At 72.1% G+C, this 11,971-nt stretch carries 9 protein-coding genes; 5 read left to right on the top strand and 4 right to left on the bottom strand.

Going from position 1 to position 11,971, the window contains the following annotated elements; genetic code table 11:
* Positions 1 to 162: 162 nt before the first annotated feature.
* A complete protein-coding gene (locus tag ACZ45T_RS36975) occupies positions 163 to 1,245 on the top strand; it encodes an NAD(P)H-dependent amine dehydrogenase family protein (RefSeq protein WP_468448540.1) in 1,083 nt (360 codons plus the stop codon).
* A complete protein-coding gene (locus ACZ45T_RS36970; protein ID WP_468448539.1) occupies positions 1,242 to 1,721 on the top strand; it encodes a carboxymuconolactone decarboxylase family protein in 480 nt (159 codons plus the stop codon). Before ACZ45T_RS36975 ends, ACZ45T_RS36970 begins: the two co-directional genes overlap by 4 nt.
* 71 nt (positions 1,722 to 1,792) lie before the next feature.
* Here ACZ45T_RS36970 and ACZ45T_RS36965 read toward each other — a convergent pair whose 3' ends face one another.
* From ACZ45T_RS36965 to ACZ45T_RS36950, 4 genes are all read right to left on the bottom strand, one after another.
* A complete protein-coding gene (locus ACZ45T_RS36965; protein ID WP_468448538.1) occupies positions 1,793 to 3,430 on the bottom strand; it encodes a GMC oxidoreductase in 1,638 nt (545 codons plus the stop codon).
* A gap of 73 nt (positions 3,431 to 3,503) precedes the next feature.
* Positions 3,504 to 4,157 carry a DUF6629 family protein gene (locus ACZ45T_RS36960; RefSeq protein ID WP_468448537.1) on the bottom strand — a complete coding sequence of 218 codons (654 nt, stop codon included), beginning with the start codon at positions 4,155 to 4,157 and terminating at the stop codon, positions 3,504 to 3,506.
* 4 nt (positions 4,158 to 4,161) lie between these two features.
* Entirely contained in the window at positions 4,162 to 5,304 is a 1,143-nt protein-coding gene (locus tag ACZ45T_RS36955; protein WP_468448536.1) for an agmatine deiminase family protein, read from the bottom strand.
* 82 nt (positions 5,305 to 5,386) lie between these two features.
* On the bottom strand, positions 5,387 to 6,892 hold the full coding sequence (locus tag ACZ45T_RS36950; protein WP_468448535.1) for an MFS transporter: 1,506 nt from the start codon (positions 6,890 to 6,892) through the stop codon (positions 5,387 to 5,389).
* A 172-nt stretch (positions 6,893 to 7,064) separates the two neighbouring features.
* Between ACZ45T_RS36950 and ACZ45T_RS36945 the strand changes: the two genes are divergently transcribed.
* The 3 genes from ACZ45T_RS36945 to ACZ45T_RS36935 all read left to right on the top strand — a co-directional run bounded on the left by ACZ45T_RS36945 (position 7,065) and on the right by ACZ45T_RS36935 (position 11,938).
* Positions 7,065 to 10,688, top strand: coding sequence for a S8 family serine peptidase (locus ACZ45T_RS36945; protein WP_468448534.1), 3,624 nt, complete (start codon positions 7,065 to 7,067; stop codon positions 10,686 to 10,688).
* 134 nt (positions 10,689 to 10,822) lie between these two features.
* A complete protein-coding gene (locus ACZ45T_RS36940) occupies positions 10,823 to 11,587 on the top strand; it encodes a serine hydrolase domain-containing protein (RefSeq protein ID WP_468448533.1) in 765 nt (254 codons plus the stop codon).
* Positions 11,588 to 11,800: 213 nt separating this feature from the next.
* A complete protein-coding gene (locus ACZ45T_RS36935; protein ID WP_468448532.1) occupies positions 11,801 to 11,938 on the top strand; it encodes a hypothetical protein in 138 nt (45 codons plus the stop codon).
* Positions 11,939 to 11,971: the final 33 nt, after the last annotated feature.

Here is an 11,971-nt window from a genome sequence, read left to right as displayed (position 1 = left end):
TCGCCGACGTCCCCCAGCTACCGCTGGGAGGTGCCCCCACCGCGTCGACTCCCTCCTCCGCCTTGCGATCGCACGCGTCAGACGCCGCTCCCTGATCCGGCCTGATCGGCAAGACACCCCCTAGGCCTAGGAAGTTGCAGGACCTGTGGCTACCCTCCGCGCATGATTTCCACGGTTGTCTGGGGTACCGGCAACGTCGGCCGTCTGGCCATCCGCGCCGTCGAGGCCCATCCCGCCCTGCGGCTCGCCGCAGTCATCGTCCACCATCCCGCCAAGGTCGGCCGCGACGCGGGCGAACTGGGGGGACTCGACCGCCCGTTGGGCGTCCCGGCCACCGACGACATCGACGCCGTACTGGCCGCACGCCCCCGGGCCGTGGTGTACGCGGCGTCCGGGGACGTCCGGCCCGACGACGCCCTCGCCGACATCACCCGCGCGATCCGGTCCGGCGCGGTCGTGGTCAGTCCCGCCCTCTACCCGCTGTACGACCACCGCAATGCCCCGCCGGAGTTCCGTGACCCGGTGCTGGCCGCCATCGCGGAGGGCGGCGGCTCGCTCTTCGCCTCCGGTGTCGACCCCGGCTGGGGCAACGACGTACTCCCGCTCCTGCTCAGCGGACTCGGCACCACCATCGACGCCATCCGCTGCCAGGAGATCTTCGACTACTCCACCTACGACCAGCCGGACTCCGTCCGCCACCTCGTGGGCATGGGCCAGCCCATGGACTTCGAGCCGATGATGCTCATGCCCTCGATCCCGACCATGGTGTGGGGCGGGCAGATACGGATGATGGCCCGGGCCCTCGGGGTCGAACTCGACGAGATCCGCGAGACGTCGGACCGCCGCGCGCTCGACACGACGGTGACCACCAGGACCATGGGCGCGTTCGAGGCCGGCACCCAGGGCGCGATCCGCTTCGAGGTGCAGGGCATCGTCGAGGGCGAGCCGCGCATCGTCATCGAGCACGTCACCCGCATCCACGCCTCGTGCGCACCGGACTGGCCCGTGCCGCCCGGCGGCGGCGACGGCGCCCACCGCGTGGTCATCGAAGGCCGCCCGCGCATCGAGGTCACCATCGAGGCCACCGACGAGGGCGAGAACCGCTCGGCCGGCGGCAACGCCACCGCCGTCGGACGCCTCGTGGGCGCCATCGACTGGCTCACCGAGGCGGAGCCAGGACTCTACGACGCCCTCGACATCCCGCTGCGCCCCGCCGTCGGCAGACTCGGAAGGAAGCACTCATGAGGATCGACATCCCCGAAGGCCAGCACCCGATCGAGTACGTGTGGGGCGACATGGTCCCCGGTATCGGGATGGCCGCCGCGAACTTCTCCCTGTCGGTGTACGCCCACACCACCCTGGGCCTGCGCGAGTTCGAGGCGGCCCGGCTGCGGGTGGCACAGATCAACGGCTGCGTCTTCTGCCTCGACTGGCGCACCGAACGGGAGGGGGAGAAGGTCGAGGAGGAGTTCTCCGAGGCGGTCACCGAGTGGCGCACCACCGACGCCTTCGACGAGCGCACCCGGCTGGCGGCGGAGTACGCCGAGCGGTACACCCTCGACCACCACGGGCTCGACGAGGAGTTCTGGGACCGGATGACCGCGCACTACAGCCAGCTCGAGATCGTGGAGCTGACGATGAGCATCGGGTCCTGGCTGGCCTTCGGCCGGCTCAACCACGTGCTCGGCCTCGACAGCGTCTGCGCGCTGCCCGGGCACTGACATGGGTACGGGGTCCGGGGCCGCTCGGTGAATCCGGTCGGCCCCGGCTTCGGTCTGCTCGGCAGGGCCGGCTACAGGTCGGTGGCGATGATCTTCTCGATGTTCCGTTCGGCGAGCGCCGTGATGGTGACGAACGGGTTCACACTGGCGTTGCCCGGGATGAGCGCACCGTCGATGACGTACAGGCCGGTGTAGCCGTGCAGGCGCCCGTAGTTGTCGGTGGCCTTGTTCAGGACCGCGCCGCCGAGCGGGTGGTAGGTCAGGGTGTCGTGCCAGATCCTGTTGCCGCCGAACAGGTCGGTCCGGTAGATCGTCCCCTCCTTCGCATTGATCTTGTCGAAGATGGTCTTGGCCATGGTGATCGACGGCTGCTTCCAGGCGGTCTGCCAGCTCAGGTCGGCCCGGCCCGTCGCGGCGTTCCAGGTGAACTCGGCGCGGTTCGGGTTCTTCGTGATCGACAGGTAGAACGAGGCGTACGTCTCGATCCCGGTGGGGAGCGGCGCGACCTCGGCGAACGCGCCGCCCGCGTCCCAGTTGTCGATGCCGGAGCACGGGATGGTCGACTGGAGCTTGCCGGTGGGGTCCCACATGTGGTTGGCGCGGCCGCACATGACGTTGCCGTTCTCGCCCCAGCCCTTGCCCACCTCGCTGTTGAGGTTCGGCAGGGCCCCCGTGGCCTTCAGCTTGACCAGGAGCTTGCTGGTGCCGACGCTGCCGGCCGCGAAGAACACCCGGTCCGCGGTCACGGTCTTGGTGGCCACGGTGTCGCCGGTGGTGTTCAGCTGCTCGATGGTGACCGTGTAGCCGCCCGCGGCGCCGGGGGAGACCGAAGTGACCTTGTGCAGCGGCGAGACGGCGACCCTGCCGGTGGCCGCGGCCTGCGCGAGGTAGGTCTGGACCAGCGACTTCTTGCCGTGGTTGTTGCCGTAGAGGATCTCGCCGTCCAGGGCCGACTTGGGGGCGGTGCCGGCCGCCTCCCGCTCCATGTGGTCCCAGTCGTACACGTCGGGCACGAAGGTCCAGGCGAAGCCGGAACGCTGGGCGTGCTTACGCCCGACGCGGGAGAACTGGTAGCAGTCGGCGGTCTCGAACCAGGCCGGGTCGATCATGCCGACGCCGAGCCCGGCGTTGGCCCTCGGGTAGTAGGTGTTGTACATCTCGTCGGCGTCCACGGAGGGAAGGACGGCCTGGAAGTTCGCGCGCTTGGGCGTGACCGCCATGCCGCCGTTGACCAGGGAGCCGCCGCCGACGCCCCGGCCCTGGTAGACGGTGATGCCGGCGAAGTCCTCGGCGTCCAGGATCCCCGTGTACTTGGGGACGTCCTTGTCGATGGGGAAGCCGAGGAAGTTGCTCAGCGGCGCTTTGGTCCTGGTCCGGAGCCAGAAGGAGCGGTAGTCCGGGCTGGTGACCTTCGGGAAGGTCTTGCCGTCCGAGCCCGGGGTGTCCCAGGACATGCCCATCTCGATCATCTGTACGTTCACGCCGGCCTGCGCGAGCCGCAGGGCCGCGACCGAGCCGCCGTAACCCGTGCCGATGACCAGGGCCGGTACGTGTGAGCCGTCGCCGATCGGGCCGGGGGCGGCGGCCGCCCGGGCCGGGGTGACGCGGACCGCCAGAGCCATGGCCCCCACAGTGAAACCTGTTGCGCCGAGAAATCCACGACGGGAAATGCCGTTGGAACCTCTTCTGGGCAGGGCTTTTTCGCTCATGCGAGCTCCTCGTTCTCGGGGTGGAATGGGAACGAGTTCTACTGCCGCCCGCGTGTGAAGTCACTACATGCGTCTAGGTAACTTTCGGTCGATCATGTGGCAGAAGGTCCGGGTCCCGGTGACGGACCCAGCCCAGCACCAGCAGGGAGGAGACCGTGGCGAAGGCGCACCAGGTGGAGGCGAATTCCAGCCGCCACAGCGCTGAGCAGGCCAGCGCCCCGGCGGCCAGCACCACACCGAGCAGTCGCAGCCTCCGGTCCCCGGCGAGCAACAGGGCGCCGAGGGTGGCGAGGAGATAGCCCGTCAGAACCAGAGGCATCCACGGAACATTCACGCCGTAGCCGAGGGTGCGGCCCCGGATCTCCGCGGTCACCGGCCGGGTCGCGAGACAGTACGAGAGCACCGCGGCGGTGGCGAGGCCGACGGCCACCGGCCCCCACAGCCGCCGCCGGACCCCGGGCGCCGCCGCGAGCAGCACCCCGATCGGCACCCAGAGCGGCAGCAGCGGCAGGGCGATCACGGCCCAGGCCGTGGTGGCCGGGGAACAGCCGCCGCCCGAGCTCCAGACGGCGGCCTCCACCAGCTGGTGCGCGCCCAGCAGCAGCGGCAGCGCGGCGACGGGCAGATCGCGGGGCCGCCGCTCGCGCACCACGCGCGCCACGCACACGAGTCCGACGGCGGTGATGACCGTGCCCGCCGTCAGATCGGCCGTCGCGCTCCAGCACACGGGATCAGCCGGGCGTCGGCTGCTGCATCGTCGAGCAGTGGATGCCCCCGCCGCCGCCCATCAGGCGGTCGACGTCGAGCTGGACGACGGTTCGGCCCGGGAAGGCGGTGGCCAGCGCCCGCGCGGCTCCCGCGTCCCTGGCCCCGTCCCCGAACTGGGAGGTGATCACAGCGCCGTTGACGAGGTGGAAGTTCAGGTACGAGTCGACGAAGTCGGGATGGTCGGAGCGCAGGCTCCGCGGGCCGTCCACCCGGATGACCTGGAGCCGGCGGCCCCTGGCATCGGTGGCGGCGGAGAGGATGGCGAGCTGCTCGCGGGCGTCCTTCGCCCAGATGTCGGTGCGCTCGGCCGGTGGCTCCTGGACCATCACCACCCCGGGCCGCACGAAACGGGAGGTGACGTCCATGTGGTCGTCGGTGATGTCCTTGCCCTTGATCCCCGGGGCCCAGATCATCTTGTCGGCGCCGTAGGCGGGGAGCACCCTGGCCTCGACCTGGGCACGGCTCAGGCCGGGGTTGCGGTTCTTGTTGACCAGGCTGCTCTCGGTGGCCATCAGGGTGCCGTCGCCGTCCGTCTCCACGGCGCCGCCCTCGCCCACGAAATCGGTGGCGGTGAACGGCAGGGACTCGCGTGCGGCGAGCAGCCGGGCCACCTTGGCATCCTTGCGGTGGGTCTGCTTGCCGCCCCAGCCGTTGAAGTTCAGGCCGATCGCGTCCATCGCCCCCGCCCCGTCGCGGCGGAACACGGCGCCCGTGTCCCGCATCCACAGGTCGTCGACGGGGATGGAGGAGATGACCGTGACGGTGGAACCGCAGCGGGCCCGGGCGGTGGCCGCCGCACTCTCGTCCGCGGCGCACATCAGCACCGGCTCGTAGCGGGCGACCGTGCGGGCGATCAGGGCGATGTCCTGCTGTATCCCGGCGAGGTCGGGGCCCCAGACGCTGCGGTTGGAAGGCCAAGCCATCCAGGTGCGCAGGTGCGGGACGTCGTCGAGCGGCACGGTCATCCGGCGGGCGGTGGCAGCCGGGGCGGGCTGTGCGGACGGCGTGGTGGCGGCCCGGGCGGACTGGGCGGAGAGGCTTCCGAGGGCCAGCCCGGCGGCCCCGGCACTCGCGGAGCGCAGGACCGTTCTGCGGCTTGGATTCATACGAACCTCCGAAGGAGGGTGGATGAGAGGTAGCGGCACTGTGGCACTGACTGAATTTTCAGTCAAGCCCGGCGGGCGCCGCTCAGGGTGATCGCCTCTCCTCCCGCGGAGGCTCGAGCGCCGGAGCCGTCACCGGGCACTGCGTGCGGCACTGGAGATGCGGCGCCCCGGCCGCCGGGGTCCGTACGGTCGCCCAGGCCACGGCGGCGCCGACCGCGAACATCCCCGCGCACCAGGCCATGGCCACCCCGAAGGCGGCGTCGAACTGCGTCGCCGAGCGGTACGACTCCGGCCCCATCCCGGCCAGCAGCGGCAGCGCCGCCACCGCGAGCAGTCCGGCGGCGCGCGCCGCCGCGTTGTTGATGCCGCTGGCCAGCCCGGCCCGGCCGGGGTCCACCGAGGCCAGCACGGTCGCCGTCAGCGGAGCCACCAGGGTCACCAAGCCCATGCCCATCACGAGCATCGCGGGCAGCACGTCCGCCTCGTACGAGGCCTCCGGTCCCATTCGCAGGGCCAGCAGCGTCCCGGCCGCGCACAGCAGCGGCCCCACGGTGAGCGGGATCCGCGGTCCGATCCGCTCCCCGAGCTCCCCCGAGCGGGCCGACAGCAGCAGCATCAGCGCGGTGGTCGGCAGCATCGCGGCCCCGGCGGCCAGTGCGGAGTATCCGGACACCACCTGGAGCTGGAGCACGACGAGGAAGAAGAACCCGCCGAGGGCCGCGTACACGCACAGGGTGACCAGATTGACGGCGGTGAACTGGCGGGACGCGAAGATGGCCGGCGGCACCATCGGGTCGGCCCGCCGCCGCTCGACCCAGACGAACAGGGCGGCCAGGAGCAGGCCGCCGCCCACCGCCGCGCCGAGCACGGGCGCGGGCGCGGACCGCGCCTCGATCAGCGCGTAGGTGAGCAGCGCGAGTGCCGCCGCGCCCAGCACCGCACCGAGGACGTCGAACCGCCCGTGCGCCTGCGGATCCTTCGATTCCGGTACGTGCCGCAGCGCCACCGGGATACACAGGGCGGCCACCGGCACGTTCAGCAGGAACACCCAGCGCCAGCCCGGCCCGTCCACCAGCCAGCCGCCGAGGAACGGCCCCACGGCCGCGCCCACCCCGCCCAGCCCCGACCACAGACCCACCGCCCGGCCCCGGTCCTCGGCCCGAATCGAACCCTGGATCAGTGCGAGGGAGCCGGGTGTCAGCAGCGCCCCGCCGATTCCCTGCAGGGCGCGGGCGGCCACCAGCACCCCGGCGTTCGGCGCGATGCCGCACAGCAGCGAGCCCACCGCGAACCACGCCACGCCCAGGACGAAGATCCGGCGCCGCCCGAAGCGGTCGCCGAGCGCCCCGCCGACCAGGATCAGCCCGGCCAGGGTCAGCAGATAGGCGTTGACCGTCCACTGGAGCACGGCCAGATCGGCGCCGAGATCCAGCCCGATGCGCGGCAGCGCGACATTGACCACCGTCGAGTCCAGCAGGGCCATGCCCGACCCGAGCACGGTGGCCAGCAGGATCCACCGGCCGCGCGCGGACCCGAGCGGAACGCTGGGCGCGGGCGGGCCGGTGGGTGGCTCGGTGGGCGCGGTCATGCCTTCAGGCTGGCCCGCATGGCCGGGAAGGGCCACCGGGCGGGCGGCCGGGCCGCGCGTACGGCTCATAAGGCCCTCTTGTTATGGACATGACGTGTCCTTCACCATGACCCGCGCACGTCACGCACACCCTTCCCGCACAACCCGCACACGGCGCCCGAGGAGACAACACGTGGCCCAACGCGACAAGCGGTCCTTACGATCTTCACGACCCGCACCATCCGTACGACCCGCACGACCCGCACGACCCGCACGATCCCTGCGCGCGGCCCTCGCCGCCCTCACCTCGGTCCTGCTGCTCCCCCTCGGCGCGGGCGTCGCCGCGGCCGCGCAAGACCCCGTCCCCGGCCCGAGCGCGGCCGAGCGCAAGATCGAACCCAAGCTCCGCGCCCAGCTCGACGACTCCGCCAAGGCCGTCTTCTGGGTCTACCTCGACAGCGCCGCCGACCTCACCGCCGCGGGGAAGCAGCAGACCCGCGCCGCCAAGGCCGAAACGGTCCTGCGAACCAAGAAGGACCACGCCGCGCGCAGCCAGGCCGAGGTAGTCAAAGCCCTGGAAGGCGCCGGGGCCGAGTACACCTCGTACTGGATCGTGAACGCCGTGCGCGTCGTCGGCAGCGAGAAGCTCGCCGGGACGCTCGCGCAGCGCCCCGAGGTCTCCCGCATCGACGCCGACGACAAGGTCGAGCTCCCCAAGCCCGCAGAGGGCAAGCGGGAGCAGGCCGCGGCCGACGCCGTGGAGTGGAACATCGACCGGATCAAGGCACCGCAGGTCTGGGACCAGCTCGGCGTGCGCGGCGAGGGCATCGTCGTCGCCAACATCGACAGCGGCGTGGACTACACACACCCGGCCGTGAACAGCCAGTACCGCGGCAAGCGCGCGGACGGCACGTACGACCACGCCTACAACTGGTTCGACCCGGCGGGCGTCTGCCCCACCGCGGCCCCTTGCGACAACAACGACCACGGCACCCACACGATGGGCACGATGGTCGGTGACGACGGCGGCGCCAACAAGACCGGTGTGGCCCCGGGCGCCAAGTGGATCGCCGCCAAGGGCTGCGAGACCACCTCCTGCTCCGAGGCCTCCCTGCTCGCCTCCGGCCAGTGGATCGTCGCCCCGACCGACGCGAGCGGCCAGAACCCGCGCCCCGACCTCGCCCCGCACATCGTCAACAACTCCTGGGGCGGTACGGGCGGCGACACCTGGTACCAGCAGATCGTCGACACCTGGCGGGCCGCCGGCATCTTCCCGGCCTTCTCCAACGGCAACTCCGGCCCGGGCTGCGCCACCAGCGGCTCACCCGGCGACTATCCGAGCTCCTACAGCTCCGGCGCCTTCGACATCAACAACGCGATCGCGTCGTTTTCCTCGCGCGGCGCGGGTCCCGGCGGCGCCATCAAGCCGAACATCGCCGCCCCGGGCGTGAACATCCGCTCCTCCGTACCCGGCGGTGCATACGAGGCCTTCTCCGGCACCTCCATGGCCTCGCCGCACACCGCCGCCGCCGTGGCCCTGCTCTGGTCCGCCGCACCCGCCCTCGAAGGCGACATCGCGCAGACCACCTCGCTCCTGGACGGCACCGCCCAGGACACCGACAGCAGCCAGTGCGGAGGCAGCGCCGCCGACAACAACGTCTTCGGCGAGGGCCGGCTCGACGTCCTCGCCGCCGTGAACGCCGCCCCGCGCGGGGCGATCGGCGCGCTCGGCGGCACCGTCAGCTCCGGCGGTCAGCCGCTCGCGGGCGTGAAGATCACCGCCGACGGCCCGATCGACCGTACCGCGACCACGGCCGCCGACGGCAGCTACCGCTTCGCCGCTCTGTCGGTCGGCGACTACACCCTGACCGCCGCCAAATTCGGCTACGGACAGCAGACCGCGACGGCGTCCGTGACCGAGAACGCCACCGCCACCGGCGACTTCACCCTGACCCAGGCCGCTTCCGGCAAGCTCACCGGCACGGTCTCCGCGGCCGCCGGGCCGGCCGCGGGCGCCTCCGTCACCATTGCGGACACCCCGGTGACCGCGACCGCCGACGCACAGGGCCGCTTCGAGGTCACCCTGCCGCACGGCACGTACGCCGTGAACGCCACCCACGCCTCCCGCTGTGTCACCGGTGGCACAGCGCAGGTCACCGTCGCCGGGGACACCACCGTCGCGGTCAACCTGCCCGAGCGCACCGACGGTTACGGCTACGCCTGCGCCACCGCCGGCGACCGCCCGTACCCCGCGGGGAGCAAGCAGCTCGCGCTCACCGGCGACAACACCACCGAGCGCGTCGACCTGCCCTTCCCGCTGCCGCTGTACGGCAAGACGTACGGCCAGGCGTGGATCGGCACGAACGGCACCGTCAGCTTCGGCGGCAACAACACCGGCGACATCAACGGGGACATCCCGAGCACGGCCACGCCCAACGCGGCCCTCTACCCGTTCTGGGACGACCTGGTCGTCGGCGCGGCGGGCAGCGGCTCCGGCGTCTTCACCGCCGTCACCGGCACCGCCCCGCACCGCAGTTACGTGATCGAGTGGCGCGAGGTGGCCCACTGGTCGGCGCAGACCCAGAAGTTCTCCTTCTCGGCGGCGATCGGCGAGGACGGCACCGTCACGTACTCCTACAAGGGGACCGGCGGCACCGGGATCAAGGGCGGCTCCACGGCCACGGTCGGTGTGGAGAACGCGGCCGGGACCGACGCCTTCAAGTACTCCTTCAACACCGCGGTCATCACCGACGGCCTGTCTGTCGCCTTCCGCACCACCAAGAGCGGCGTGGTGGCGGGCCGGGTGCTCGACGCCAACGACGGGGGCGGCGTCGCGGGCGCCACGGTGACCGTCGGTACGGGCGACTCGGCAGTGTCGGCGACCACGGCGGCGGACGGCGGATACGTCGTCCAGAGCCCGTCCGGATCCCGGGCCGTCTCCCTGGCGGCGCCGCAGTACGAGCCCGCCGCAGCGACGGTCGACGTGAAGGCCGCCGATGTGACGACCGTGACCCAGTCCCTGCGCACCGGAAAGGTGACGGCGTCCAAGCCGTCCGTGGAGGTCGTCCTGCCGGCGGACCAGAAGCGGACGCGGACGCTGGAGCTGACCAACCCCGGCCTCGGCACGGCGTACACGGTGTCGGAGGACGCGGCCTGGCTGACGGCCACCCCGGCCGGCGGGGACCTGCCGACGGGCGGGAAGGCCCCGCTGACCCTTTCGCTGGACACAGCGGGACTGACCCCGGGGTCAGTCCTGACCGCGGACCTGAAAATCACGTCAGCGAGCGGCCGGGCCCCGGTCCTCACCGTTCCGGTCAAGGTCGTCGTCCCGCGCTACCAGGTCGCCCTGGACGCGGGCTCCGGCTCCGCGAGCACGGACTCCCTGGGCGACGGCTGGTCCCCGGACCGCAAGTACACGGCCGGGTCCTACGGCTACCAGGGCAACAGCACCGTCCAGTCCACCGGCCGCACGATCGCCGGTACGGACGAGCAGCGGCTGTTCCGCAACGCCCGTGAGGGCATGTACGAGTACCGCTTCGACAACGTACCGAACGGGACCTACACGGTGGAGCTGGGCTTCGCGGAGCTCTCCTCGACCAGGCCGAACAAGCGCGTCTTCGACGTCCTGGCCGAAGGCGCGCAGGTCCTGCCCTCCCTGGACGTCTCCCTGGAGGCGGGCACGTACACGGCCCTGACCCGCACGTACACGGTCACGGTCACGGACGGCTCGCTGAACATCCGCTTCGTCACGCACACCGGATTCGGCAAGCCCCTGCTGAACTCGCTGCGGGTGACGGACCGCCCGGACAAGAGCTAGCCGAGCGAAGGGGCGCCCTGGTACCGGACGTACCGGGGCGCCCCGACCGGGCAGGACGGCATTCGGGTGGCGGGGGCCCGGCCCGCCACCGACGCGCCGGGGGAGCCGGGACGAACTCGATAACGTGGAGGACCATGACGCTCCAGAGGGATCAGGCCGAGGACATCAGGGCCCTCGTGGGCCGTGCCGACCCCGGCGCGGCCTGGGCCGTCGGCGGCCCGGCCGGGGTTCACGTGTGGTCGCACCCAGGGGGCTCCGCGGGTGCGTGGGACGACGGGGGCGAGGCCTTCGACGTCGGCGGGCTCGCCGCCGTCCTCGCTCTCTGGCCCGTCATCGGAGGCCTCGTGGAGGAGGGTGCGCTCCGGCTGCACACCCCGCTCGCCGCCTACGGAGACGCGGCCGCCGCCGACGCCCCCGGCGGGGCCACGGCCCACCACCTGCTCACCCACGCCGACGGGACCGCGGCCCTGACCCGCCTCGCCGAGCACCTCTGCGGCAGCCCCCTCGCCGACCTCGCCGCCACCCGCGTCTGGCGCCCCCTCGGCATGACCGGTACCCGCTTCGCGGACGGCACCCTCCGCGCCCCCCTCGCCGACCTCGTCCGCTTCCAGCGCCACCTCCTCTCCCCGGCGGACACGGCCGGCCCGCCGACCCTCACCCGCACCTGGACCACGGAGTCCCTGCGCATCCGCACCGGCGAACTCACCCCCGCCCGCGGCCTCCTCTGGCACCCCGCCCCGCACGGCGTCTGGTGCCACCACGCCTCGCGGGACGGCGGCCCGGCCCTCTGGGTCTCCCTCCGCCACCAGCGCTGGGCGGTCCTCCTCCCAACCACCGCCGGGACCTCTTTGCGCACCGCCTTCCGCGAGGCCGTCTTCGCGCCAACTGCCCTGAGGTAACCGCCTGTTGTGTGCGATCCTGAATGCAGCCCCAGGGAGGTCACGGCCGTATGAGGTGACGCCGGCCTCACGGGCGCCCAGCTCCGCACCGTCCAGCACCTCGCACGGACCGCCGGACGCGCCCTCGACGCAGGCCTCACCGCTCTCGTCCGCTGCCACTCGGGCTACAACAGGTCCGGCCTCGTCGTCGCCCAGTGTCTGGTCGACCGCGGCATGGCACCCGCGGAGGCCATCGCGCTCGTGCGCCGCCGACGCTCCCCGTGGGCCCTGAACAACGAGACCTTCACCTCGTACCTCGCCGCCGGGCTGGACACCGCCGCGCTGCTGGTCGAACCGGACCCCCTGGGGTAGTCCTCGAGGCGCGCGGCCGGGAGGTGGGACGTA

The sequence above is a fragment of the Streptomyces sp. NPDC030995 genome (assembly GCF_055571215.1).
This window is presented reverse-complemented; position numbering and strand designations above follow the sequence as displayed.